Annotated in this window: 28 protein-coding genes; 6 read left to right on the top strand and 22 right to left on the bottom strand. The window is 35.8% G+C overall.

Annotated elements, in window-relative coordinates; translation table 11 throughout:
* Positions 1–148: 148 nt before the first annotated feature.
* From CFT42_RS13835 to CFT42_RS13885, 11 genes are all read right to left on the bottom strand, one after another.
* Entirely contained in the window at positions 149–1,399 is a 1,251-nt protein-coding gene (locus tag CFT42_RS13835) for an immunoglobulin-like domain-containing protein (protein ID WP_159458180.1), read from the bottom strand.
* Between the two features lie 179 nt (positions 1,400–1,578).
* Positions 1,579–2,880, bottom strand: coding sequence for a hypothetical protein (locus CFT42_RS13840; protein ID WP_159458181.1), 1,302 nt, complete (start codon positions 2,878–2,880; stop codon positions 1,579–1,581).
* Between the two features lies 1 nt (position 2,881).
* Complete coding sequence (locus tag CFT42_RS13845; RefSeq protein WP_088816424.1) at positions 2,882–3,253, bottom strand: TrbC/VirB2 family protein; 372 nt, start codon at positions 3,251–3,253, stop codon at positions 2,882–2,884.
* Positions 3,228–3,464 carry a hypothetical protein gene (locus tag CFT42_RS13850; RefSeq protein WP_088816425.1) on the bottom strand — a complete coding sequence of 79 codons (237 nt, stop codon included), beginning with the start codon at positions 3,462–3,464 and terminating at the stop codon, positions 3,228–3,230. The genes CFT42_RS13845 and CFT42_RS13850 overlap by 26 nt, the downstream gene beginning before the upstream one ends.
* A 90-nt stretch (positions 3,465–3,554) precedes the next feature.
* Positions 3,555–4,028, bottom strand: coding sequence for a hypothetical protein (locus tag CFT42_RS13855; protein WP_088816426.1), 474 nt, complete (start codon positions 4,026–4,028; stop codon positions 3,555–3,557).
* Between the two features lie 154 nt (positions 4,029–4,182).
* On the bottom strand, positions 4,183–4,989 hold the full coding sequence (locus CFT42_RS13860; RefSeq protein ID WP_088816427.1) for a hypothetical protein: 807 nt from the start codon (positions 4,987–4,989) through the stop codon (positions 4,183–4,185).
* Positions 4,990–5,011: 22 nt separating this feature from the next.
* Positions 5,012–5,350, bottom strand: a complete 339-nt coding sequence (locus tag CFT42_RS13865) for a hypothetical protein (RefSeq protein WP_088816428.1) — start codon at positions 5,348–5,350, stop codon at positions 5,012–5,014.
* 68 nt (positions 5,351–5,418) lie between these two features.
* The gene (locus tag CFT42_RS13870; RefSeq protein WP_088816429.1) at positions 5,419–7,860 is read right to left on the bottom strand and encodes a VaFE repeat-containing surface-anchored protein; all 2,442 of its coding nucleotides are present in this window, start codon (positions 7,858–7,860) and stop codon (positions 5,419–5,421) included.
* A gap of 149 nt (positions 7,861–8,009) precedes the next feature.
* Positions 8,010–9,077, bottom strand: coding sequence for a hypothetical protein (locus CFT42_RS13875; protein WP_088816430.1), 1,068 nt, complete (start codon positions 9,075–9,077; stop codon positions 8,010–8,012).
* 2 nt (positions 9,078–9,079) lie between these two features.
* Positions 9,080–9,295 carry a hypothetical protein gene (locus CFT42_RS13880; protein WP_088816431.1) on the bottom strand — a complete coding sequence of 72 codons (216 nt, stop codon included), beginning with the start codon at positions 9,293–9,295 and terminating at the stop codon, positions 9,080–9,082.
* A 559-nt stretch (positions 9,296–9,854) separates the two neighbouring features.
* Positions 9,855–10,256, bottom strand: coding sequence for a hypothetical protein (locus tag CFT42_RS13885; RefSeq protein WP_088816432.1), 402 nt, complete (start codon positions 10,254–10,256; stop codon positions 9,855–9,857).
* Positions 10,257–11,006: 750 nt separating this feature from the next.
* On the opposite strand from CFT42_RS13885, the gene CFT42_RS13890 reads away from it, so the two are divergent.
* A complete protein-coding gene (locus CFT42_RS13890) occupies positions 11,007–11,918 on the top strand; it encodes a helix-turn-helix domain-containing protein (protein WP_159458182.1) in 912 nt (303 codons plus the stop codon).
* A gap of 366 nt (positions 11,919–12,284) precedes the next feature.
* On the opposite strand, the gene CFT42_RS13895 is transcribed toward CFT42_RS13890, so the two are convergent.
* Positions 12,285–13,232, bottom strand: a complete 948-nt coding sequence (locus CFT42_RS13895) for a hypothetical protein (RefSeq protein ID WP_088816434.1) — start codon at positions 13,230–13,232, stop codon at positions 12,285–12,287.
* 285 nt (positions 13,233–13,517) lie between these two features.
* Positions 13,518–15,167 (bottom strand): primase C-terminal domain-containing protein, encoded by a 1,650-nt coding sequence (locus CFT42_RS13900; protein WP_088816435.1) that lies wholly within the window; start codon positions 15,165–15,167, stop codon positions 13,518–13,520.
* A gap of 663 nt (positions 15,168–15,830) precedes the next feature.
* On the opposite strand from CFT42_RS13900, the gene CFT42_RS13905 reads away from it, so the two are divergent.
* Both CFT42_RS13905 and CFT42_RS13910 read left to right on the top strand, forming a co-directional pair.
* On the top strand, positions 15,831–16,697 hold the full coding sequence (locus CFT42_RS13905; protein WP_088816436.1) for a ParA family protein: 867 nt from the start codon (positions 15,831–15,833) through the stop codon (positions 16,695–16,697).
* A 20-nt stretch (positions 16,698–16,717) separates the two neighbouring features.
* Positions 16,718–17,059, top strand: coding sequence for a hypothetical protein (locus CFT42_RS13910; RefSeq protein ID WP_088816437.1), 342 nt, complete (start codon positions 16,718–16,720; stop codon positions 17,057–17,059).
* A gap of 261 nt (positions 17,060–17,320) precedes the next feature.
* Here the strand turns inward: CFT42_RS13910 and CFT42_RS13915 are convergent, their stop codons facing one another.
* Together CFT42_RS13915 and CFT42_RS13920 are read right to left on the bottom strand one after the other, a co-directional pair.
* Complete coding sequence (locus tag CFT42_RS13915) at positions 17,321–17,758, bottom strand: hypothetical protein (RefSeq protein ID WP_088816438.1); 438 nt, start codon at positions 17,756–17,758, stop codon at positions 17,321–17,323.
* 6 nt (positions 17,759–17,764) lie between these two features.
* Complete coding sequence (locus CFT42_RS13920) at positions 17,765–19,189, bottom strand: hypothetical protein (protein ID WP_088816439.1); 1,425 nt, start codon at positions 19,187–19,189, stop codon at positions 17,765–17,767.
* Between the two features lie 57 nt (positions 19,190–19,246).
* Between CFT42_RS13920 and CFT42_RS13925 the strand changes: the two genes are divergently transcribed.
* The gene (locus CFT42_RS13925; protein ID WP_088816440.1) at positions 19,247–19,696 is read left to right on the top strand and encodes a DUF1433 domain-containing protein; all 450 of its coding nucleotides are present in this window, start codon (positions 19,247–19,249) and stop codon (positions 19,694–19,696) included.
* Positions 19,697–20,036: 340 nt separating this feature from the next.
* On the opposite strand, the gene CFT42_RS13930 is transcribed toward CFT42_RS13925, so the two are convergent.
* Both CFT42_RS13930 and CFT42_RS13935 read right to left on the bottom strand, forming a co-directional pair.
* Positions 20,037–20,909: a DNA adenine methylase gene (locus CFT42_RS13930; RefSeq protein WP_088816441.1), complete on the bottom strand. Its 873-nt coding sequence runs from the start codon at positions 20,907–20,909 to the stop codon at positions 20,037–20,039.
* Positions 20,910–20,932: 23 nt separating this feature from the next.
* Positions 20,933–22,630, bottom strand: coding sequence for an AAA family ATPase (locus CFT42_RS13935; protein WP_088816442.1), 1,698 nt, complete (start codon positions 22,628–22,630; stop codon positions 20,933–20,935).
* Positions 22,631–22,968: 338 nt separating this feature from the next.
* Here CFT42_RS13935 and CFT42_RS15135 point away from each other — a divergent pair, with 338 nt between their 5' ends.
* Positions 22,969–23,028 (top strand): hypothetical protein, encoded by a 60-nt coding sequence (locus tag CFT42_RS15135; protein WP_425268599.1) that lies wholly within the window; start codon positions 22,969–22,971, stop codon positions 23,026–23,028.
* Positions 23,029–23,458: 430 nt separating this feature from the next.
* Here CFT42_RS15135 and CFT42_RS13940 read toward each other — a convergent pair whose 3' ends face one another.
* The 3 genes from CFT42_RS13940 to CFT42_RS13950 are packed head-to-tail and all read right to left on the bottom strand — an operon-like array spanning position 23,459 to position 24,546.
* A complete protein-coding gene (locus CFT42_RS13940) occupies positions 23,459–23,737 on the bottom strand; it encodes a hypothetical protein (protein ID WP_088816443.1) in 279 nt (92 codons plus the stop codon).
* Between the two features lie 44 nt (positions 23,738–23,781).
* A complete protein-coding gene (locus CFT42_RS13945; protein WP_088816444.1) occupies positions 23,782–24,252 on the bottom strand; it encodes a hypothetical protein in 471 nt (156 codons plus the stop codon).
* On the bottom strand, positions 24,253–24,546 hold the full coding sequence (locus tag CFT42_RS13950; protein WP_088816445.1) for a hypothetical protein: 294 nt from the start codon (positions 24,544–24,546) through the stop codon (positions 24,253–24,255). It lies immediately after the preceding gene.
* Positions 24,547–24,992: 446 nt separating this feature from the next.
* On the opposite strand from CFT42_RS13950, the gene CFT42_RS13960 reads away from it, so the two are divergent.
* Entirely contained in the window at positions 24,993–25,232 is a 240-nt protein-coding gene (locus tag CFT42_RS13960) for a hypothetical protein (protein ID WP_244169980.1), read from the top strand.
* A 202-nt stretch (positions 25,233–25,434) separates the two neighbouring features.
* Here CFT42_RS13960 and CFT42_RS13965 read toward each other — a convergent pair whose 3' ends face one another.
* The gene (locus CFT42_RS13965; RefSeq protein ID WP_088816447.1) at positions 25,435–26,430 is read right to left on the bottom strand and encodes an ArdC-like ssDNA-binding domain-containing protein; all 996 of its coding nucleotides are present in this window, start codon (positions 26,428–26,430) and stop codon (positions 25,435–25,437) included.
* The gene (locus CFT42_RS13970) at positions 26,420–26,641 is read right to left on the bottom strand and encodes a hypothetical protein (protein WP_088816448.1); all 222 of its coding nucleotides are present in this window, start codon (positions 26,639–26,641) and stop codon (positions 26,420–26,422) included. The genes CFT42_RS13965 and CFT42_RS13970 overlap by 11 nt, the downstream gene beginning before the upstream one ends.
* Positions 26,642–26,654 lie beyond the last annotated feature (13 nt).

Raw genomic sequence — 26,654 nt, forward strand, 5'->3', positions numbered from 1 at the left:
CCTTGCTCTTCGACTTCTTGCGTCAATAATTGTTTAAATTGATTAGTCTCTGAACTTACCGCCTCTATAGCGGATATTGGAACACTCATTGTATTTCCTCCTTTTGAGGATAAGAAAAAGACCCTTACGCGTCTTTTTCTACCTCCTATTATTCAACTACATGTACCATTACCTTCTTAAGCGTTGTCAGCCCTTCTTGGTCTGTCACCTGATAAATAACTGTATAATCACCTGGTTGAGTTAAATCTACCTGACTGGCATCCACTTCTAACAAATTAGTAAGATCTCCTTCCTCTTCATCAAAAGCCTGCACTCCTACTAACCAATCTGGTGTATCACCGAGGTTAAGCGTAATCTCTTCAGTTTCCATTTCAATCATTGGTGCATGATTGGGCTCCTGAACTGTTACTGTAATTGTGCGTACCGTTGTCTTTCCATTATTATCCGTCACTTCATACACAACCGTATAAACCCCAGATTTCTGTGTATTAACATTGTTTTCTTGAATCACAATAGCTTGGGTTAAGTTCCCATCTTGAATATCATGAGCTGTGACTTGTTCTAAGGGATCAAAAGATTCTCCAACGGTGATGGTTTGATCATTTGCATCGATGACAGGCGCATCATTCTCCACTTGAATATGAATTGTTTTCTCAGTCGAGACACCTTGAGAATCTGTCACCTGATACGTGACAATATACTCGCCTTCTACCTGCGTATCCACCGTGTTTTCAAGGACACGAATCGCAGATGTCATATCCCCGTCTTCTGTATCAGTTGCCGTTACATCCTGTCTGACATCAAATGGTTTCCCTAGTGAGATAGTTTGATCATTTGCTTGAATGATAGGTGCATCGTTGGTGACAGTAATGGTGATAGTGATTTCGACTTGATTTTCCGCCTGATCTATTACACGATAAGTAACGGTGTAATTCCCAACTTGATTTGGATTCACATTATTAAAAATGACTTCCAGTCGATTGGTAATATCCCCGTCTTCCGAGTCTATCGCTGTGGCATATTGATAAGGATTAAAAATTGTTCCTACATGAATGACTTGATTATCCGTTATAATCTGTGGCACTTCATCTACAGGTGAAGGTTCAGGATTATTTGGAATTGGCTCTGGATTTGGTATCACTGGAGTGTACGTAGGCGTTTCTTCTTCCTCTGATTTTTGCATTGACTCTTTTTCGGATGTCGTTGATAACACCTTACTATTTTGATTAGTTTCGGTAGGCAAGGCATCAATCGCACGAAAAGCAATCATTTGTGCAGTACTTTCTCTTTGGGATGTTTCGTTTGTTGAATCTGTGAAAGAGTCGTTATCATTGCCTTGGGATAAAATAGAACCCAGTACATCTTTTGATTCTGTTTCAGTCTTAGGAGACTTGTCCAAATAACTCTCCCATTGCTTTTTAGTTGGCTTAGTTGTTTCTTCCTTATTTTTTGAGGTAGAATTTGCGGGGAGTGTTTCTGTATTTGGTTGTGTAAACAGCCAATATGAACCTACTCCAGCACCGCCTACAAGTCCTAAGGAAACAAGTCCTACTAGTAATTTTTTATTGACTTTACCTGTCATGAAGAGATTTCATCCTTTCCGTCTTTAATTTTCTGAATTTCTTGTTGGATGGCCTTTTGATTGGCTATCAACTGTTTCCTAATTGACTCACTCAATCCTGGTTTTTTTAGATGCTGATTGATTTCTTGAAGGGTCGTGTTTAACAATTGATAATCTTTTATTTTTTGACTCACCTTGTCACTTTGAATTTCTATATTCCATTGTTCGGCTTTTTCAATTTGACCTTCTTTTAAATATGCTAAAGCCAAATGTTCAGATACCGTATCATTTTGACTTTTAGCTGCCACTTCTTCTGCTTTAGCGAGGTCATCTACTTGTATATAACTGAATGCCGCGAAAGAATATCTTGTTGCATTTAGCCGAATCTTTTTAGGTTCGGTTTCATATAGTTGAATAACTTGGGCATACTCCTTTTTCAAAAAAGCTAAATCCAGTTCAATCGTAGTATTAGGAAAATCGCGATAAACCTTTTCTAGCGTTTCCGTATGAACAGCAACAACTTGCTCCTGTTCCCACTTCCAAAAGCTTTGAGGATATTGTTTGGCCATGTTTTGATACTTCCCTTGTTTTAGGAGTGTTTGAGCGGAGGGTTTTTCGGATTTGATATGGTGATGCGCGGCATAACCACTCCCTATCAATAGCACGACACTAATGCTAACCCCAAAAAGCAAACGTAAATATCTTTTTCTTCGTTTTTTCAGCCATTCTTTACAACTATGATATGTGCTCTGGATTCTATTTTTTTTTCGTGGTGACTGTTTTTCTCTCCGCTTTTTAAAGAATTCTATGAAATTTTTTTGAATAGGCGCTAAAAATGTTTGGATCTTAAAATGTGGTTCTTTAGATTTTGATTTTTTTTCTGGATTCGTACCACGATTTTTAACTATTTTAGCTTCTTGTTCTTTTTTTTCTATCGTGGGTGGATACGGTAAAGGATTATCTGTTTCTAGTTGTGTTTGCCCCACGATTCCACGATTGATTTCTTCCTCTAAAGCTTCTAACAGCTTCCTTTTGGCTTTTTTATCATATAACTTTTGTTGTACAGCTTTTTCTAGTGTATTGGCCATCATGCTCAAAACATCCAGATTCTGCTTGCTATCCCATGTTAATTTAGCCAAGATATTCACGCCATTTTGGGTCGTTTGATTGAGTTCATAGCGTATTTTTAACTTGATTTCTGTATTTAAAGAGGAAATTTTATAATAAAAATCACAAAATGACATTTCTTGCCCTATGAAGAAATTTGGTTCCGATTGGGGTGTATGGACTTCCACAATACGTATCCACCACGTAGTCATATTATTTCACCAAGTCAATCACGAATTGAATAATTTGTGGTGAGGCGAATAGACCACCAATCCCAAATATAGTATTTATGATGATTTTTCCACCTTTTCCTTCTCGATCAATCCATTTAAACTTAAGGATAAAGAAACCTAATCCCACCATGGCTGTTCCTACCCAGAAGGCTATACTCGTTAAAAAATCATACATCCCTTCACCTGCCGTATTTACAGATGAAGTAATATCTCCTACGGATTTTGCAGCGTAAACAGATTGGGGCATAAGTAAGATAAACATGACACTAAAAAAAACCATCGTCATTTTGAATACGAAAGGCTTTTCTAGCAACAAATTCTTGCTCTTATTCCACTGTATTTTTGCTTTCATCGAATGTTGACACTTCCCTTCCATTTTGTTTTAATTCTTTTCGCATTTCAATCATTTTTTTTAATAGTTTCTGTGATTCTTTCGTAATGCCATTTTCTTGTAAAGCTTTCTGTTTTAATAGATGAATTTCATTATTTACATCACGTCCATAAGCCTCACAGTATAAGTTGTAAAGGGAACTTACTTGGCTTTTCTCAGATTTGCTTATCATGATCTCACCTCCTTTCTCTGTGGAACAATTCATAATTAGCCATATAAAAAAGATGATTCCTTTTTCTCTTCATTAATTGACCTAAAATTTTTAGGTATTGCGTTTATTCCATAGCTTTTTTTCTATTATTTTCTGTATTTCTGGTGAAATTTTATTTAAGAACGTACAAAATAGAACGGGCAGAAACCATAACCAAATGATATAAACTTGTTGCTGCATATTTAAAGTTAAAGCATACAGGCAACCAATTATAAAACCAAAATTTCCTACGTTGGCTAAAAGCTTACGTGTGGCTACAGCTATTCCATTTCTCAAGCTCATTTTCTGAATCAAGAACAATATCTGAAAAAAAGCAAAAAAGGCTAGGATTGTGATAACTGTTTGTGGAATGATAAAAAGTGTCTCTTTCAATGATGGATCATGAAAGCCATGGGTTGTTAAATAGGTATAAAAATTTTTGACTAGGGGTGGATAGAACAAATAAAGACCCAAAAAGCCGCCTATATAAACCATAATTCTCGACCAAAATTCAACTTGCGGCACTATTTTCAAGATTCTTTTCACTTCTCTACCTCCTTTTTATTTAGCCTTTTCTTCCTTATTTTCCGAATAAGTAAAACGATAAGAATCACGACTAAAACCAAACTGCCAACCAAAAGCATAATGTACATAAAAGCAAAAAAAGAATGAAGTCATTAAGGAGTTGAACCGCACTCATTTAAATCTCCTTACCGTCTTCGTAAGTGTTTTTCTTGCTGCCACTGTAAACTTCTTTCATCGCGTCATCGCCTGGTTTATAGTTGCCATCATGGTCCTTTTCAAAGAAAAGGGTGTATTCCGTTGGCTCTTCTAGCATTGGGGCTTTGTTGCCGTGTTGATACAACTGACCCATCGCCCAGAATTGCAAGACCGCATTGGCTTTTTCTGTCAAATCCGATGGATATTGACTAAGCGCCATATGTTGATCAAAACCCACTAAGCTATCTAAATAGGTATTTGCTTGACCAGCTAAGGCGTTCAAGGCAATGCCTTTGACTTTCACAGTCACTTCAGCGCCATTATCGGTTTTTTCGAATTTCTCAATGGAATAACCGTCTTGAATTTGTTCAAAATAAGCGACCATCGCTTGAGCATAATCTTCTTTGATTTTTTCAGGAGGATACACTTCATAAAAGCCCTCATATTGAATCATTAAGGGGTTATCAATCGGGGTCACACTCCCGGCGCTCTCTTCAAAAAACTGGAGCTGTTGCGCTTCGAACTGTTCCCGATCAATCCCTAATAAGTCTTTCATTTCGGTGCTTTTTCTTTCATAGATATAACTTAAATAGCGTTCAGCGCTATAGTTGACATTTTTAAACGAATGTTCGGTTTCTGATTTGACTTGTTCAGTTTTTGGTGCTTCAGAAGCATTAGCCTTTGAATCAGAAGTTGCTTGTCCACAACCTGCTAAGGGTAAGACAAGTAAGCTTGTCGCAAGAGCTCCTGTTAATACTTTTTGTTTCCATTTATGTTTTGTTTCCATGATTTTCCTCACTTTTCTATTTTTATGATTTTATGGTTGATAAGCGTTTTTTACTGATAAAATGCAAATCAGATGTGTTTAAACTAACAATGGGAATCGATTGACGCTCTCGTTGTAAGCCAACTTTCGTGACAACGCTAACGCGATCCACGATGATTTTTTCTTTTGGTAATGGGCGATACGCTTTTCGTTTGCCCGTTGAAATTTGACATTGAATACGTTCTCCATTGTTCACTTTGAAGGCCAGCCAATCATCTAAAATGCCCGCGCATAATGACTCTTCAAGCCGATAAGGCAAAATCATTAAGACTGTCACAGCTTTCGTTTGTGTATGAAATTTCACGCGATAGCCATATTCCACGCTTGTTTTCCTCCCTTCTTCACAATAATAAAAAGCGCCTTTTCTTAAAAGACGCTTTTATCGTTGATTTAGTTTTGTTTGGTTTTTCGCCTTACAAGAACTAAGCTCGCTAAAGCGACTAAAATGGCTCCAAATTCTACGTAAAGTGCCATATTGTCATCACCTGTTTTTGGCATGATTTTTGTCACGATATTTGGTTTCGCAACTTTCACTGTTTGACCTTTGTCGTTTAAATCTTTGTGGTCCGCAACTAATTCTTTGTTCTTATAAAGCTCTTCAAACACGACTAAATCCTTGCCAGCTAAATTTTTCGTATTAAACGTAAATTCTACTTTGGCTGAACCGTTCGCTTCTTTGGCTGTGAATGAGCCTTTCGCCACCACAGTTTTGCCTTCAATCATAAGTGGTTTTCCGGTTGCTTTGTCCATGATGGTACCTTGAATGTCATAAGTTTGGTTAGGTGTTAAGTCTTGATATTTCACTTCATCCACTAGCGTTACATTTTGATCGTACGCAAGCGTTTTGTCGCCATCCGCTTTATCAGTGGCCATCGTGCCAATTGTTGGGCTTGCTACGCGAACGGTTTGACCAACATCTTTTAAGTCCGCATGTACAGCTACTTCTTGATTATCACGTGTCACATTTTCAAATACAACGACTTCTTGCCCTTTTAAGGCTGAAGCATCAAATGTGAAATCGAGCGAAACAGTACCGTTCGCTGTTTTTGCTGTAAAGGTTTTAGTAGCTGTGACTGGTTTGCCATTGATCAGTAATTCCTTGCTGGTTTGTTTATTCATGAGAATACCTGTCACGGTATATTCTTTGCCTGGTGTAAGGTCTGTATACTTCACCATATCTGTAACTGTAACTTTTTTCTCTGGTGCCACCACTTTATCATTGTCCGCTTTATCTGTTGCGGTTGTTTGAATTTTAGGTTTTGTAAATGCAACGGTTTGGCCTTCGTCCTGAATATCTGCATGTGTAGTCACTTCTTTTCCATCAAGACTAAGAGATTCAAATACAACTACTTCCTTCCCTGCTAAAACTGATGCATCAAATGTGAATACAACTTTTGCTGTTCCTGCTTCAGTTGTTGGGGTAAAGATTTTTCTTGCTTTGACGGCTTTTCCGTCCACCATAACCGGTTTGCCAGTTTCTTTATCCATTAAAGTACCAGTTACCGTGTATTGTTTACCTGTGGTTAAACCAGAGTAAGCCACATCGTCTTGGATGGAGACTTGTTTCAATGGCTCTAGGCTCTTATCGCCGTCTTCTTGATCGGTTGCTGTGGTGTGAATTTTAGGAACTAGTGCTTCATTTACTACATTAATCGTGATATTTTGTGTACTTGCGCCAATGGTGAAGGGATACGTCTTATTATTCAAGTGGTATCCTGGAATCGTGTTGGTTTCGACTAGCACATAGTTCCCAAACGTTAAGTTTGATTGGCTCCATTCGCCATTCGCGTTTGAAGTTCCTTTTGCGATAGATTTACCATTTGTATCTTTGATTTCAAATTCAACGCCAGCTAGTAATTTCCCATCATTGCCTTTTTTGATGACCTTCATCGAACCTGTTTGAGCTTCAAAATTTGCTTTGAAGGCAAGAGTAAAGGAAGGATCTCTCCAAATTCCTTTACCTAGAGTTTGGTATGCCGAGTTTGTCATTTTATATAAAATAGGACTATACTCTTTCAGTGATCCTGTCATCGCTCCTGAAGAATAATCTGTACCATACGTTAAAGGCGCTGTTAAATAGAAAGAATCTCCACCTTTGATGGTTACTTTACCACCTGTCTGTTTCGCACCAGTTGTAACATTAACGAAGGAGATTTGGTTTGGTAATGTAAAAGAAAACTTATTCGCTGTCTCCCCATTTAATTTAATTGTTTCAGTTTTTTGATTTGTGCCACTTATTGTTGTATTAACTGTTGTCTTAGATAGACTTGCATTTGGTCTCGGATAATCTTCTGCTAATGCTTTAGCTTTCAATTCATCATAACCCGGAATATTTTTACCACCTTGATATGTTCCAAGATATAGTTCACTTAACACCAAAGATGTTACAACCGTTCCACGACTCCAATCTGAACCAAAAATATTCCCTGAACCTGTCACACCATTATATAAAGCAGATGCAATTTTAGGATTACTATAAATACCTCCACCGTCATTTGCTGTTCCACTCGGCGGCGTACTTTTAGGGTGTTCCATACAAAAAGCTTGCTGACCATCAACTTCAAAATAACCTACTGTACTCCCTCCATACGAGACAGAACCTTTATACACCACTTTTGATGATGCTCCTACTTTTGTAGACCTTAACTTATTTGTAATACCTTTTTTAAGTGCTGTTTCTTCTTCATTTGTTTTCTTTGCTCCATCTGTACTAAAAATTTGGCTTGGATCTAATCCTTGCGCAAACACACGTTGTACAGGAGATAAAATAGTAGATACAAATACGAAAGCGACTAACACCAATGTCAGCCACTTATTATGTGATTTATTCATTTTCACCCTCCAAAATTATTGTTATTTTCTTTAAAGTACTAGTACGTAAAAGTTGGTGCTCGAATTTTCATTATTAATTTCCTTTCTTCTTAGAGAAATTAAAAAAGACACCTCATTTTGAAGTGTCTTTTTTAATTACTATATTTGTTTTACCAAGAACCACCTTCCCAAGTATTTCCATCTTCTCCATCGATGTATCCACCATCTGACCATTCAACATCCCAACTGTCACCAGGAGTTAATTCATCACTAGATTGTGAAGAAGAACTTCCATTTGACGCTGAATTTGATGAATGACCAGAAGAACCGCTTGTATTTCCTGAAGTTGATTTTTGGGTCGGACTTGAAGAATTTGATTTACTACCTGAACGAGATGATTCTGATGTTGATGAACTTCCTTGTTTGTAAGATTTCGAACTCGATGTTGAATTCTGAGATGAACTAGCTTGTGATTCTTGTGTTTCTGTTGCTTTTTGTTTTGCTTGATTTGACTGATTAGCTTGCTCATTTTGCTTTTCATTTGTGACTAAGTAATTTTCGACACGATTTAAATCAGCAATGAGTGCTTGTTTTGCTTTAGATTGTTTCACTTTATTTTTTTCACTTAAAGCTGTTTGAAACTGTGATCGCGTGATACTCTCTTTAATGGTCTTTCTTGTCGCATCTGTAAAGAGTGCATCCACCGCATTTTGAGCTTTTTCTAATTGATCGTGTTGCTGTTTCGCTTGTTGAATCCACTTATTCTGCTCTGCATAAAAAACAGGCTTCACGTCTTTAAGCTCATTAGCTTGTTTCTTAACATCTGCTACATTTGCATTTTCTGTTAATACACCTTTTGGATCAAGTAATTTTTTGACTTGATCACGTAAAGCAATCATTTTTTCCGCATCCGCAGTATCTACTGTCGCTGTATTTAATTTCTCTGCGGTTGTGACTGTCATTTCTTTCCCTTCCAGCTTTTGTAATTTACTTTTCAGCGCTTGAACGTCTTTTACAGTCACATCTTTCGCTAACAATTCTTTTTTATCGTTAAGATAAAATGAAGCTCCTTCTTTTTTATAAGCTTCTACTTGTTGCGCTAATTGCGCCTCTGCTTTTTGCACAGCTTGCTGTTTTTCTTCTGCTTTTGCGTGAGTTTGATATTGAGTGAGTCCAACTCCGCCGCTAATAAGCAGTGCACAAATTCCTATCCCTATGATCCATTTTTTCTTTGTCACGTTTATGCTCCCCTTTCTAATTTCACCGCAGTTCTGTTTTCAATCGCTTGTTCAATAAATTCTAATTGATCGAGACTATATTCAGCCAAGTCACTTTTCGTTAAGGAAGAATCCGTTTCAAAAAGACAGTAGCCATAAATCAATTCAATCAATAGCCATTTTTCATTACGAAGTGTTTGCACCACTTTATTTTGTTCTGTTTCTAAAATGGTCTGCATTTCATTCACCTTTCCTTTACTTATATTTAGTATACTATAAATCCACTTTTACTTCTTGTGTTAAATCAATACAATTAATCTCTTTCCCACGCCAATGAAAAAGAATTGGCAATACGGTCAAAGAAATAGGCGATCACGGCTTTAGTTGGAGATAAGACCCATTTTCACCTATTTCTTTCACCGTACTGATTACTATAATACTTGGACGTTTGAGGCTTCAGAAACGTCCCAACCCTTGACCAGCTATTCCATTGTGGTTTGTCTTGCTCGATGCTAGTGCATGTCGTCGCAAAATCCAATGAAATCCAATCACGTTCCGTTTATGGCTAGTCCGGCAACCTGAGAGCACGAAGGTTTCGGAATCCCCTTCAAACCGCTTCCTCACTTAGCTAGTGCTGATACATAAGCGAGCTAATTCGTATGAACCCGTTTAACGGGAAAGTTCCGAATTAGGAAATCACTATGCAGTTTTTGAAAGAACAAATCTGAAAAAGGTTAAGGTGACCTACTCGACAAATGTCCGAGCACGTTGTTTCTTTTTCATTGGCGTGGAAAAGAGTTAGTGTTGAGGAACCATCACATAATGTCGCATCCCTTTCATAACTAACAAGTCGGCATCAGCTTGTTTTCGCCTTGCGATAATTTGATGTTTCTCACTTGTCGTATCAGCGATTCGCACGTGTCGAATATCATAATATATATCTTTTAAGGCTATTGGTTGTAAGGTATTGAGATCTACAGCGTTAGGAATACCATTCGCAGAAAGTCGATCCCACAGATAAAGGTATTTTTCACCACTAAAAGTTTTGATAAAAACTGCTATTTGTATCTCTTCTAACTGTTTTTGTGTTAAACGCTGCAAGGTTGGTTTTCTTTTTTTCATTTTACTTTTGATAAATCGATGTTCCATGGGCTCATTGATTGATTTCATCCTGCGTTTATCTGAAATTTTTGTTTTCACCTAAATCTTCCTCCCAGTTTTTAGTATGTAAACAGCTCAAATGAATTCAGCGAACAAAAAAAGCGCCTCCTACATTAGTAGAAGACGCTCGCCAAGGGTTATTGCATTATTTTTGACGTTTACATTCCTCAAAAAAGTGGAATATTTCTGTAGCATTACCTCAATTGATAACATCAGAAATCATTCTCATTTCTTGTGGCGAAACCATCAATAAAATGATACAATAGCCTTTGGTGAGGCGCCGTCTCTTAAGTCGGATTAAGAGTACAGGTGAGGAAGGGGCTACCTTCCTAGCACATCGTCAATTTTCCGCCAAGTTAATTGACCTGTGTGCTTCGCCTATTTGTATATTATTTGTCACTGAATTCGCATATGAGTTTACCCTATTGTGAAATCAATGTCAAATAAATATTAGATTCTAAGTATAAATGTCTAACCAATTAATACATGGCCTTGAGTACGTGTACCCAAAAAGCTAAAAATTAAGAACATTTAGTCCTACCTCCCGTATTCAACGTAAGTTTTTTGTGTTTTTTATATCCTACACATACATTGTAGCACATATTTATATTTTTCCTAGCAATTCTCTAGAATGTCTCATTGGTGAGACCTTTTGCACATAACCAACTTTTTTGTATATTAAAAAGTGAGCGTTTAAGCCATTCTATTTTTTTGCCAATGTCTCATTAGTGAGACATTATAAAATATAATGTGTATTTTATACATTTCCTAACTAAGGAGTTGATAAAAGTGTCACAAAACATTCATAATTTGGATGGACTTGGCGATACAATTAGAAAAATACGTGAAAATAAGCAACTTACACAAAAAGAAGTTGCTGGCGATATCCCTCGTGCCACGTATAGTCGCATTGAAGCAGGAAAAACCATTCCTTCGCTAGAAAATTTTTTTCAAATTGTAAATAGATTATTTATGGAAGTCGGCGATTTCATGATGATTCATGAAGACTTTAAAGTTTCAGAACGCCGGAAAATTCTTCAACTTTTCAAAAATGTTCAAAGTACCTTGAATGAAGAAGGTTTTCATTCCTTTTTTGAGTTTAGTTCTGAATACTTGAAAACCCATCATGATTTAGAAATTGAAAATTTATTTAAGAGTTTACAAGGCCTGTATCAATTCTCAAAAACAGATGACCGCGCAGAAACCTTTCTGTATGTGAAACCACTTTGGTTATCACTAAAAAACAAAGATGAACTTTACTACTGGGATTCCTTAGCCTTATCGAGCATAATATTCTCACTCCCTGATTCTTCTGATATTCATTTTCAGGTTAATCGGTTAGCTAATTCCTTCAAACGTTTAGCGCCATTTTATCCAGATACACAAGGTCATCTTGCTCGTCTTTACTTAAATGCAGTCTTTGGCTTAAAAGAAAATAATCATCTTCATGAAGGCGGTCAATATGTTGATGCGGCCCTGGAAATAAGTGAAAAATTGCCTAATAGAGATCGAGTTCTTTATTATGATGCCATGTATCGTAAGGCAGAAATTGAATTTGTCACAGGAAATGAAGCTCTAGGACGAAGACTTGCCACCGAGAGTTTTCAAGGGTTACAAAATCATGAAGTAACTAAGGGAAAAAACAGCATACTGAATGATAATATGTCTGATTGGCAGATATTAATACAAAAAAAGAGTTGATATTTAATTATATCAACTCTTTTGTGTCAAAAGTAATAATTTCGCCGCCACCTAGATACACATGCCCGTAAAATTGCTTGCCTTTCATGGTAATTCATCTCCATCTTTTGAGAAACAAACAAACTATTATCCAGCACATCTTGAAAAATGCGTTTTTTTGTTTATATGTTGTCCCTTTTTAAGATTAGTTATCTACACTGTAACCCCTTTCATTGCGTTTATAACTAACTTGTTAATAGTTTAACATAAAATAAACAGCTAAAACATATAATACCCCAGAAACTGCGATTTTTGCCCTAAATGACAGATTTCATGCTTTTTTTTAATTTTTTTGTATACAAATCTACTCTTTTTTTACTAAAACTATTACGCTTTCTCCTTTCCATTCTGTTCAACAAAACTTAACGTCTGATTCACATCAAATAATTGGAAAAATTGTTTTTTAGTATATACCTGCCAATCTCGATTGGGTGACCGGACTACATAGTCTCCTTTTTTGATTGACATCTGTGGCTTTCCTTTTTGATGTACTTGGATTGGTTTTCCTGGTCGATTCGCTATGACAGTAGTTTCTTTATTTTTGAGAAATAGTTGGATTATTCCCACGTTATCTCCTGTGAATTCAAGCACTTCATACGACCCTTTTGGATAACAAACTTGTGGAATATGAGTATTAGCCATAACAGGCTCTAAAGTTGTAAGATGTCCAACAGGTGTTTGCTCCACCAATTTTTCTAAAGTGGTATAATCACCATCACTTAAAGGGATGTACACACTAGACCATAATTCTTCTTCAAGTTCGTCCACTTTAGATGCTTTAATCTCATCTTTTTTAAGTAAATAGTCTAAATCCTTTTGTCTTATAGCTCGATAGAAATATATTAGATTGTTCTGATCAAAAACTCGATAAATCTTCGTTTGGTATGTTTGGATCCTATTTTTTGCTTTCCAATAACGAAAAATATCGGGTGAAATATCTAACTGGAGTTGAATATCTTTCTCCATCATGCCTGATTTTCGGAAATACGCATATTGTTGGATGGTAAAATGCTCGATAAAATCATGAACTCGTTCCCATTCATTCACATCTTTTTTAGTCTGGACAACCACTTGCTTTTCTTCGCTTAGACCACCTAAAGCCTCTTGTTCTAAACGATGCGACTCTGCCGTTAACTCCATAATTTTTTGACAGTCCGCACATTGTAAATAAGTCCCTGCCGCATGTGACATCTGCAACGCATCGTGTTCTTCATAGGCTTGTGCCAACGCCAACATCACCGTGCGTTTTTGTTTTTTCAATTCTCGCGTATTCAATCATTTTCCCTCCGTTTTGTCTCGTTCGTTCACGCAATCTATTGTACCCGAATCTTAAAAAAATGCAAAAATGACCACCAAAACAAACTATCTATAGGGTGCATATGCGCTTCATACCCTAAACTACCCATAAGTTCCCTGTGCCAACTACCACCTATCCATCGCATACCTCTCCCCCAGAGCCCTATATCAAAAATAGACTAGATTATAATTATTTCAGATACACCCGTAACAAAAAGGTGACGTAACTAGAATTAAGTAATTGGCAATCGAACCCATTAACTTTTAGCCTGTGCCCATCGTGCCTAGATTGGCTTTTCGTCTTGTTTCATACGTGTTCTTCAGCAAGTTCCACACTTCTTGACCGTCACTACCCCTTTCTGGCAATCCTCTCAAAATGCCGTTATGAGCTTCTGATTGTGAGGTTTTTGCGTCTAATTTTTCTAAAATAAATGACACGCTTTCTGTGAAAGTGGCCAAAAAGGTCCTATACTTTTCTTTTTCCTGGCGTGTTTTGTTCATAGCATGACGAATCGCTTGTTCTACCACAATCGCATTCGTGGATATCAACGTCACCGCATAACGTCCCTTCCCTTCCACTTTGTGGATAATCCGTTTGGACGCCTTTAATATTTTTTTTAACGTGGCCAAAGGGATTTTGGTTTCTTCCGCCAATTCACGCTGTGATTTTTCTAAAAACGTTTGGCCATGTAAAATTTGATTTGAGATGTATTCTTCTAAATCTGCTTCCCATTCTTCGAAATGAGAATAGGTTCTGTTTTCTCGCGCTTTTCTATGCTTCCGAAATACACGACTACCTTGCTTATGAAAGATAAATGCCGCAGAATGCTCCATTTCGTCTCCCGAATCGTACGTTTCTAGTAAACCTTGGATAAATTCTAAATTCGCGCCCTGGTATTTTCCAGAATACGCGCTTTTTAACGTTTTTTCCATTTCGCGCAAGGAGACCGGTTGTTTCAGGTTGGTATTGAATTCATCGAGTAAATCAAAGGCTTCTTCGTAGCTCATTTCAGATGAATAGCATGCCAGTCCCAAGGTGAAAAGCGCGTTATTTCGGCCATATTGTCCTTGGCGACCACGGATATTCGTGAGTTGAATCAATTTTGTAAACCATTTTTGGTTTGTTGCTTTCAATATGTTTTCAGGCTTTTGAACAATCTGCAAGTGAGAACGGTCATGCTTGTCACTGTATATCTTTGACCATGACATGAGATTGGCATAGTCGAATGTATGACTTAAACTTTCAAAAACGACATTATACAAGTTTGGCGCTCTAAAGAAACCGAAGTCATTGCAACCACGATCAACATGTGGAAGTTCCGCCGCAAACGCATGCTTCAGATTTTGCGCCACTTTTTTGGCCACACGTAGGCTCTTAAAATTGTGGGAGTTGCTAATGAAGACTGGATTTTTTAAGACAAAATACATCTGGAAACCATGTGTGGTCTGAAGGATGAGCGTCGGCGTTTGATTCAAGATTTTCATCGATGCCATAATCATTTGAGCCACATCCACTTGCAGAGTATCCACATCAATGACATAGGTATTGATTTGTTGTAAGTTCTCTTCAGCATGGCCTTTCACAAATTTACGTGCTTTATCTGTGTAAGTCCCCCATCGATAAACGTTGGGCGTCCAGTGTGTAAACTGGTTCACTTCTTGAATCAGCGCTTCTTGACTTGTCACAATAAATCCACGCACGCCTTGTCGACGTTGCAAATCTTCTTTTTGACGCACGACAAACTGAACGCCTTTGCGATGAGCACTCGCTGCTTCTTGTGCTGCATAATGTTGTTGAACAGCTAATACACCACGGCTGTTTTTTTTCGAAAAAGCTGTGATGCCTTCGTGAACGACCGTATGAATCACGGATGAATAGGTATATAAATCAATGACTTCACTGGAGTAAGACATACCATACCTGGCTCCCTTCTTTTTTTTACACAACAAAAAGGACACGGCTACTTCCCTTTCGGAAGTGTCGTGTCCTGTTCAAGACTGGACAATATCCGCATAGGAAGAAACTCATCGTTCCCCTAGCGAAAAAAAGTTTTTCAAATGGCTTTGCATCAACGTTTTTAGCCATTGTCAAATAAACCTAAATGTGTTATAATTTTTTTATCAAATTTATTCAAAAAAATTATATCGCATTTGGGAATGGTTGCTAGGATTACACAAGTTGTTTTGTGTAATTGAATTTATACTTTGTACGCCAATACAAAGTATAAATTAACGATTCCTTTTTTATTTAACTTGCTGCCTATTTATTAACATACAGCAAGTTTATTTTTTTGTAAACCCCTCACTTGAAACGACTTTAATCTTTATAGATATTACTATATTAGTAAATATCTATATTTCTATTTATCTATAAAAATATAGATATTTACTAATATTTATTTATCTATATTTCTATTTATCTATATTAAATACTTGTTAAACAGTTGATTTTAAGCCAATTGTTTTTATTTTTATATATTTATTAGATACTTGATATTTATCAATGGAAGAGTTATACTAATATAGTAATATAGATATTTAGATATAACTATATATAGAAATTTAGGAGGAAATTATATGTCACTCTCTAAAAAGAACCGAAACGAAATAATAAATTCTCTAAAAAACAGAAAAAAATCGCTTGTCTTGACTATTGGAAATTACAAAGGAGGGGCTGGGAAGACAACAAATACTGTTTTACTTGCTTATGAACTTGCAAAAAAAGGATTAAAAACACTTGTATTGGATTTAGATCCACAAAGTAACGCTACCAAAAGTTTACTTTTAACAAAGTCGGGTTTATATCCTGATGAAATTGTTACAATTGAAAAAACATTAATGACTGGTATTTCAGAAAAGAAAATTGAAGGTCTTGAAGTTCAAATAATGGAGAATTTATTTTTGCTACCTTCATATATTGATTTCGAAGACTTCCCTAAATTTTTGTATAAAAATACTCTCACAAAAGAAGAAGAAGATTACTATCTAAAGGACTTATTTCTACCATTAGAATCCAAATATGATATCATCTTGATTGATGTTCCACCTATGTCAAAAGCAGTAACTAGAAATGCAGTAATTTGTTCAGACTATGTTGTGATTTCTCTCCAGACTCATGAACGCTCTTTAAGTGGGGCAGAAAGCTATGTTCAAGAGCTTAACAATTTAAATCAAGAATATAATCTAGGATTAGAAGTAGTTGGTGTACTACCTGTAATACATAAAAACAACGGCACTGTTGATCAATATGTAATGCAAGTAGCAAAAGATACCTTTGGTGAAGATAACTTATTTCAAACAATTATTCCTCAAATGGAAAGGATAAAAAGGTTTGATGTAAATGGCATTACTGAAAAAGATCGCCATGATGAAAAAGTTATTTCTTTATATAATAAAGTTAGTGATGAACTATTAGAAAGAATAAATTATTTTGAAAATCAATAAAGTTAAGAAGGTGAAGTTATATGTCTACACATAAAGGTCGAGGCTTACTAAATACAGCAAAAAGGGTTCCTGGGAACTTTCAACCTACACAGGCATACAATGATCAAAGTAAGCTATCAAATGAACCTACTTCTGAATCAAATATAAAGCAACGGTCTTCAACAACAAAAAAAAGTCTAAAATTTAAAAATCAAGAAGGTACTATAAAAACTTCTTTCCAAACAAAAGAAGAGCTGCAAGCTCTTAAAAACATCACAAAAACAAAATTTGATTATGAGGTTATAGATCTTTTGATTGATACTTATGTAAATAATGAACTCACACCAGAACAAAGGAGAAAATTTAAAGCAATGACAGAATAAATATAGAAATATCTATATTTATTTATATCTATATTTCTATATTTTCCCGAAAGAAGTGATTGTTTTGCTGATTTCTTCAATCGCCAACCTCGCATTACCGAGTATACTTGTCCAAATTTCACTTGCTTTTTTCAAACAAACACGCTATTCTAGTCCTGTCTTACGGAAATAAGACAACTTGCAGTAATTCACAAACAGCTTACAAGAAGAGCCTTGGATTCATTTCCAAGGCTCTTTGCTTTTCCATTATTCAAAGAGTACCTATATCAACGGCAATAAAGGATGTGATGGAACTTGTAAAACAATCTCTTCATTAAATGCAACGCTCTCATGCGCTTTTTCAACATCGTTTCTTAAATGGGGTTTCTGAACAATATTCTTTCCTTCTAAACCCAGCTGTTCACTCGCTTTCCCTTTGCTGTTTTCACTGACTTCTTTCGTGCACTGCTCGATTTCATCCTGCCACTCATTAAAACATCTCTCCACATCAAGCTTCACTTGACGCTCATAGTCTTGTAGCACAGACGGGTAATATTGAAACATGCGCTTTTTCAGATAGTAAAGCTGCTCTTCTTCTCTGGCTTGTCGCAACTGCATGTTTAATTCTGGTGGAAGGGGCATATGATTAGCTCGTGCTGTTTGAATAGCCTGAAACGGGGATAATTGCGTTAAATCCGGTTTATTTTTCATAGAATCCATCTGTCATCACCTCAAATCCATCTTTTGGGCCAATTCTTCATCTAACTTTAAAAATTCATGAGCAAGCCTTCGAATCTGATCCACATAATTACCAGTTTTTTCTTTCATCCATAAAACCGCTTCTTCTGCTGTTTCTATCTCATTTTGTTTATAAAATCGGCCAGGTTCTATTTCCAATTCGGAATGGAAGGCATCTACATGCCCAATATGTAATTCAGAGAAATCACCATAGCCCATTAATCGTTCAAAGTATGATTTCGCCTCTCGTGTGATTACATGAGTAGTTTCTGGTATTTCTTGAATCTTTTGTTCAAGTTGTCGAATAATCTGGTCACAGCGACTTTCACATCGCTTAGCCGAATTTAATAAAATTTCTCCCCGAATCAGTAATAAAGGCGCTGAATATTGCCCTACACCAGATGTGACAAGATAATCTTTCATCTGTTCCAAATTTTCGATACTAAAGGACTGATCTGAAAGTAACTTAACCGAACCGTTTTTTTCAAATTGATAACGATCTAGGTTATGATCAGCAAATGTAAACAACATCATGTACGACAAACTGGGATTAACGGCCTTTAACATAGCATTTAATTGTTCATAGGTACTGATTTTCATCATATTTCCCTGCAGCAGCCCTTTTATAGGATGTGCTTTTAAATAAGCTTTCGCATCCTGGTGCTTTAACTCAAAGTTGGCATTTTTATCGTAAACGATTTTATTGATTCCAAAAGCAAATTCATCCCGGTTTAACCGAGCAAGGCCATCCGTCATGTTCAAATAATGGGTTAACTTCGTATTTAATTGTCCAGATTTCACCAACTTTTGTTGTTCTTTAGACAAGCAAGGATAAATATTGGGACCTTCTAAGCTATACGCATGGTTCACGATTTCCGGATGTGTAGTAAGGACGTACTGCGCTTGAGATCCTCCGTAGGAATGGCCTACAACATCGAATTGAGCATTTTTAAATATAGAAGTATGTAAACGTGTTACATAATTGGAAGCAATGGTAAAGCCATTTTCTTGTCCGTCATCAAATGGTTGTTTCCGAATTAAGTAATTTAAATCATTATCCACCCAATCATACTTAACCTCATTTCCAAATACAACAGCCCCACCAGCTGTTTTTCCAGCGTTATTCAATCCTTCATTACCAGTATGTTGAAGAATTTGATCAAGTGACAAAGGTTCAGATCCTCGAAAAGTTACAATAGCCTGGTTAATTTTTTCAGGGTGGCCAGCCTGTAAATTTTTATAGTCTTCTTTTGATCCCAAAGTAAGTGCATTCACACCATTTTTATTCATCTGGTCAAGAATGTAATACGTTTCACCACTCTGCGTCTTTATCCGGGTAGTCTCTTTTTCAAAGTTTTGAATTCGATAAGCGCTTTGTGCAAGATCCTTCGCAGTCCTATCAGTCAACACCATTATATTTCATCCTTTCTGTTATCTATGGTATAATTTTTTAAAAAAGGAGCATGGCTTGTGTACAAAAAAACATACATCATTATTATAGCATGTTTTTTACTAGTTGTATTAGTTGGATGCAGTAAAGGGGATGGGGAAATGTCTGATCAAGACAAAGCTGAACAATTTGCTAAAGAAATGGAACCTACTATGACAAAGCAAATACATGCTGTAGATTATAATCATTTTGTTAACAAAATAACATTTACCAAGGTATCAATCACACCTTTAGGAGATATAAATGTGGATGGCTATGTTAATAGTAAAAATTTTTCTTTTTACTATACTCTTAGCTATAATAACACTACCGATGTTTTTGGTTTTAACCCCAACGGCAGCTTAGATAAGAAAATGGGAATTACTGAACATGAATTAAAAGAAAAAGAAGCCCCTGTACAACAAAATACTTCAGTTGAATTATATCCAGGAACTTCTCTTCGAAACCTAAATTATAGTTCAAATGACTGATTGGGATTATCTAAATCGGCCACTATATTTTCACAAAGTACGCTTGTTACATCAACTTCTTCTATACAGGATTTTATACACCAAACTGGTCAAAAAGAACTTTTTTGTCAAAATGAAAACATCCATTTGTAGCCAATGTATAAAAAGTAGCGCTTTTATTCAGCCTAAACCCGTCCAAACGCACACAAAAAAGCGGTCTTATCTCGTGATAAGACCGCTTTTTATTTACACTACTTCCGCTAAGATAGGTTATGTCAACTGAATGTTTATGCGTCTGAAAGAGACGCCCACCAGTCGGAACAAATTTGTGAAATATATTCGACCTAATTATACATTATGCTTAAATACGAAACAATTCGACCTTACCAAATGATTCTACTTTGGTCTTATTACTGGCAAAAAGATACTCTCTTGCAACTTTTTTTTGGTTTGCAGAATAATTTAGATTATATTCGTATTTCTTTTTAATATCAGAATATATATCAGCTATATGGAGATTTTTATCGTACGTGGTCATCCAATAATAATCATTTAACTTAGTGATACTATCTTTCATTCTTTTATGGTCGCTTTTCTGAATAAAGGACAAATATAGATTTTTGCCTTGTTCAAAATACGGTGGATCAAAAAAAATGAAACAATTTTCCGGATTGTACCTATTTAGAATTATATCTACTAGATTATTAGCATCTTTCCTAAATATTGTAATTTTATCTTTATAATTGGCAATATTTACGACTTTTTCTATTAGGTTTTTTTTATTAAATCTACAATCCAACTTGTATTTTCCATTCTGATTCTTTCCACCCATTGGACCACCATTTATTATCCCACTAACGTTTGTACGATTTAAATATAGTGTTGCAAACCCACCTTCTAGTGAGTTCATATATTTCTTTGATTCTAAATAAATTTTATGCTGATTATGCCATTCATTAATAGTAACAGGCGTATCTTCTATAAGACGGATAATATCATCAGTTTGATTGAGAATTGCATGCCATATGGAGTAAATAGATTTATCATAATCATTTATCACTATATGTTCCACTGTATTATTAAACAACAATTCTAGAGCAACACCAGCTCCGCCAGCAAATGGTTCTATATAAGTAGTATTAGAAATTTCATTTACTTCTATTAAATTTCTAACAAATTGGGATAGTTGAGTTTTACCTCCTGGATATCTTAAAGGAGACTTAGTTACTGGCATATAATTATCACCTCACACGTAAGTTATAGCCGTCTTGATTTTATCGATTTTGAAATATTGTTTATAGCCTTTTTCAATTTATCAGTGCACTGAATTAACTCCTCAACATGTTCATCATCACTAAAGTAATCCTCTAAAATTCTAGACTTGCTGCAAAATTTCATCATATCCTTTGATTGAGGTCTCAATTTATCCAAATTAACAGTTTCATCATCTATAATGAACATTTCCTCTACACGGTCACTAGTATAATTCGATAAATCAGGATCACTATCAAGTGACCGCCAAAAATTTTGATGTTTTATATAGTCCTTACAGTACATATATATAATCTTATACAAAAAACCTTCAGGTGACATAAAACCAGGTAGCGAGATTATGTTATGCCCAAGTTTCTTAGGAGTCAGGCTCTTTTCAATTTCGTTATTTTGTACCCATTCTTCTATTTTAATAGGAGATTTAGACTTAGCATCACCATCTAAAATTATTAGTACACTGTTAAAGTAAGGATCAAACGAAGGCAATTTTACCAATTGATCTTTCCCTAATGAAAGGGAAAATATCTTATGTTCTGGTAATTTGATAAGGTCTTTTTGCACAGCAACCTTAACAATAAGTTCAAACAGTTTCTCGGTAAGCTCATCTTCACAATAAATTATGATTTTAGGTTGAATACTTTGTACTTCATTAAATAAATCTGACTTCAACGTTTCGTAATCTATATATTTTGTTACGTTAGGATCTCTAATCCCCTTTAAATAGACTAGTTGATATAAATCTGGATTCATGGTTTGTTTATTAATTATCTCTTTAAGGACTGTTAAGGAATGGCTTGTTAGAAATATTTGCAACTGTAATTCAGAAGCTAATTTATCTAATAAAGTAAATAATTTTATCAGCGCACTTGGATGAAGAGCAGCTTCGATTTCATCAATAAAAAGAAATCCTCCTGAATAATGATCACTTAGAGATAACGAATAAAAATCGACTAATGCAGATATTATATTTCCTAAATTATCTTGACCTACCGATTGCGTTTTGGCATTACTATCTACCAAACTCATATAAAGTGTAGTATTTCCAGTGCGTTCCTTTTTCATTATGGAAATATCATCTGTTTCAGATGATATTGAATTCGGTAGAACTGCATTATACCACTCTTTATATTTTTCGTAGTACTTTTTTTGATAAATATTCGCATTTTTATTAACTTGAGATGTTTTTACACTTGACTCACCTGGTGGGTATAAACGTGCTAGACTTAAATAGATTGTTGGAACAGGTACTCTAGCTGAATCAGAAATATTTAACTTTTTTTTCAATTCTGTGTTTGCATCCGTAACTTTTATGTTTGAACCAGGTCTTACGGCAGTTCTTGGTAGAAGTCTTATTCCTCTTCCAGCCTTTGAATCATCTTTAAATCCAACTCTTTTAAAAAAAGGATAGTCAATTACCGCATTTCTATATCCTATACTCAATTGATATGTTGAATAATTCTCATCATTATCTATCTCAAAGTATTCCTCAAATGTTGGTTGAAATGATCGCCTATCATTTCTTTTGTCCCTTGTTCCAGAAGCTGAAGCTATTAATGACAACAAACTGGACTTGCCCACACCATTATGACCAGATATAACATTTATTTTCCCCCCTAATCTAAATTCCAGATTAGTAAGCTTTCTAAAACATTTAATATGTACTTCTGTAATAATATAGTCCATTATGTAACCCTCACCATTTTATATTTTAATTATAATACCAATTACAACATCTTTATAATAAAATAGACAATTGTGCTTAGAATTTTGCCATACAAAAAACCAATCTCTGGAAAATCAGCTTACACACATTTTTAGTATACCATATTTTTTCTGCGCATATGAAGCGCTTTTGGTTTTCTTATTTCCCTTGTGATATAATGGGTCTGGCAAACAAGTTTATGGTGGTGTTCCAGCCTGCTTCATCGGTTCTTCCGATAGAAAGTTGGTGGTGCTTATGTTATTCACAAGCGTTACCCGGAAAGGATAAGCATGTGACTGTTTTTGAAACACTGACATTGATGATTGCTTTTGCAATATTAATCGTCAGCATTCTTGACAGTAAAAATGACAAAAAATAAAGCCACTCATAAGCTTTGAACCGGCTAGATTGAGTGGCTTTATACTTGATTATAGGCTGTGTTCACCATCTTAAATGGTGTTTGCTGGAGAGTCATGTTCGCGCATGGCTCTTATTTTTTAGTTAAAATTTCTTCCTTATATAAGGAAGTATAACTAAAACAAATAAAATAATCAAGTTTTTTTGATCTAAATTAGATTTGAGCTTAAATGAATAACACAATCCCCTGCTAGATCTAGCTCAAATTGCCTTGTAGCAACCACTTCAAATAAAAATACGGCCCTTCTTTGGAAGTTGTTCATTTGAAACACAGGGATACTTGATAATGTCAAAACAGCTCTTTGGCTTATGACGTTTGCAGTTATTCAGCCAATATGAATTTTATGACTCATAAGAAAGGCCAACTTTAATGCCCAATAAAACTTTTGTATTTATAAAAACAGCTCTTTTTTCTTACGTCTAACTTGAATGAGCGTAATAACAATCATCATCAAATGAAGAATAATTAATAACGTAGCTACAATCACGATAAAAATCGTCACCTTATTGGTCCACAACAATACTAACGTTAGCAGTGTAAAGTAGATAAACAAAAACGGAATCGTTTGTTTCATAATAATTAGTGCAATCAATTCTATAAACGCTTTAAGAGTCGCTTCATCTTTGATATCTTCTAATTTCATTTGGTTTGTAAACATTTGTTTTTCCATGAGTAAAATTCCTTTCAGGGGGAATCCTCCCCCCTATATTTTCATTAATTTATAGCGATAGAAACGGGCTTGTGATAGGGAATCGAATATGAATAGTTATAGAGTAGTTCTTTAATCAAATGCGGATTCTCCTTGTCGCTCATTTCCTCCTGACCTGTTTCTTGATTCAAAGAATACCAAACTCCATCGCTAGGTGTTGCCAAATCTATATCTGTCATATGATTCGTTTCTGTATTTCGTTCGGAATAAGACAGTAATAACGGGTAACAAGCATAACTTTCCAATATGCGAACCAGGCTTTTCTTCCTATTTAAATAGAGATGCAGTGGATCCGGCACATAGGTACGAAAACTATAATAAGGCGATTCCGTTTCTTTTGTTACTAGAACTGCATGAAATTCATTCAATAGTGGCGCTAATTCTTTTCTTAACTTCCCATCATGCATCCTCTCTAATGTGACATTACAACCTTTCTGGTCTTTGATGGCCAATACCCCATTAATTTCATACTTCATTCAAACGGCTCCTTTCTGTGCGAATAGTGTTTGGCTTTTCTGTATTTGCCGCAACATGCTTTCAGCGATTCGTTCACATTGGATCATATGTCTCCGTAGATAGCTAAATCCAGTAAAGGTGACGGCCAAGCACATCATTTCAGCTTCTAACTCGTTCACCTGTAACTTGGCATTAAGCTCATGCATATCACCTGGTGTAAACGGATCATACAGCTGTGTGCAATCTTTAAAAACTAATTTAACTTGATGATTATAGTTAATGAAGCAATAGTTTGGAAGTTCCTCATACGTCATCTTGACGGCCTCCTTGCTTCATAATGTGAGGTTTGGTATAATTTAGTTGCTGTTGGTTTATAGAGCTTTACAGAGTGGCCGCTCTGTAGGGCTTTTTTCTTTGGTTGACTACTTCGCCATACTCGCGGTATCGCATAGGCTGAAAACAGTAACATGGCTAAAATGGGTAGTAAATTTTCGATCATTCAAATGACCTCCCTTTCTAGGATTTTTCCACTTTATAACCTGGCTTTTTTCTTTATCAATTCGAAGTCTTGAAGCTGTTTTGAAATCACTTCTATCAGTATGTTGTTCCCTCCTTTACTTTATATCTTAATTATAACATCACACTAGTGGAATGTATATGCTTATTATTTAACTTCTCTATTACAATTTCATTACATATCACTAATACCATGTTAACGCCTTCAAATACATGCTATAGTATGATTGAGGTGAACTTATACATGGATAAGGAAGAATTTATTGAATATGGTTATCAACATTTACTAACCACCAACGCTGCACGTAAAATCACTGAACAGTCCACAAAAGCTTTTCAACAATCCGTTAAAAATGGTTTTTTAAAGCCTGCTTTTGAATTTCGAGATTCCGAAAGGCATGTCATTCGTTTATATTTTCGTGATGATGTCGAAGCCTATAAAATAAGCATGGGTAGCTGGCAAGCCGCCCGTAAAAAAAACTGAATCATAACGAAAAAGCATCTGTCTATGGTCCTTATTAAAGATCATAAGCAGGTGCTTTTTTGGTTTCTATCAGCCCACATCGCCAAACCAACCCCCTGTTTGGCAATGCGTACTTCTCTCAACCATTCCCCTCCACTCCAACCGCCACCGCCGTTCTGGAATGCCCCTTTCTAAAATCACCTTTCTCAAAGAAAGAGACAGACTAGCGACTTCTCTCTTTATCCTGCTCTTCTATTCTTTCTAAGATACTCTCCCTTTGTTCTTCCAATTTAGGAATAAATTGATGACCAAACTCACCTACTTCTTTTAAAAGCAATTGTGCATTTTCAAGATGAGTCCCATTCTTCGTCCAGTTTGCTATATAAGCTTCTGAGAAATCCCACGTATCAATACCAAGATGTTCACTTACTACATAGGCAGCCATTTCAGCTTGATATTCTTTTTCTGCTGTCGTGAGATGGTCTTGTTTGATTCCGTGATGCATGTGAGCATGGGCTAATTCGTGAATCAACGTATGCGTGTATTCTGTTGTAGATGGATCTGCTCGAACAACAATCAGCTCCGTTCCGTTTTCAGTTTGAATATGGGCACCCTTAGACGCTCCCAATTTTAGATTCAACTGAGCCGCTTCTTCATAGGAGTATACGAAAATTCCTTCCTCCTCACTTATTTCTCTCAGCGCTTTATTGATTATTTCAATATTCTCCACTGTATCAAATTTCTCCGGCTTATTCGGCAATAAATCTGGGACATCTTCTGGTTTTGCATTGGTTTGGGAAATATCAAATACACTAGTTAGTTTAAAGTGCTGCACCGTTTTTGTCTTAAATTCTTTCCTTAGAATTTGTTTTTTCTCTGCTACAGTGGCTTGACTCATCGGTTTCCATTCCTGTCCTGGCACTTGAAAAAGCGTCAGCATGTTTGGTCGATAAATTCGAATGCCCATTTCTCCTTTTTGAACATGGAACCCTCTGTCTTTAAATTGTTTATACGAAGCCACACATGTTGCACCAGGATATTGGGATTGAATGAGAAATTGATTCTTAGCTGAATATTTATAAAACGTACTCATAAATTGTAAGAGCTCTTTCACTTTTGCTGGATCGGCTGCATAGTCTTGAATCGCCGTATCCATTTGACCCATCAAAATTTTGACTTCTTGCTGTAATTCTTCCTTTGTTTTTCGTTTATAGCCCATCAAAATCCCCTCCTTCCCATACAATCCTTTTGTTTGCAAGATCTAAAGCAAAAAATGCTTGTCCTACTTCCACCTTTTCTATTTGCTCTAAGAATGCATATTCATCTCTATCAATCTGAATTTCAACCACTGTCTCTCCATATTTTCCAGTCAACCAAAATGTAGCCTGTAAGGGATTTTTTGATAAGTTTTGCAATAAACCATATTCCATTGTTTCATTTCCT

This window comes from Listeria goaensis (assembly GCF_900186125.1).
Taxonomy (GTDB): domain Bacteria; phylum Bacillota; class Bacilli; order Lactobacillales; family Listeriaceae; genus Listeria; species Listeria goaensis.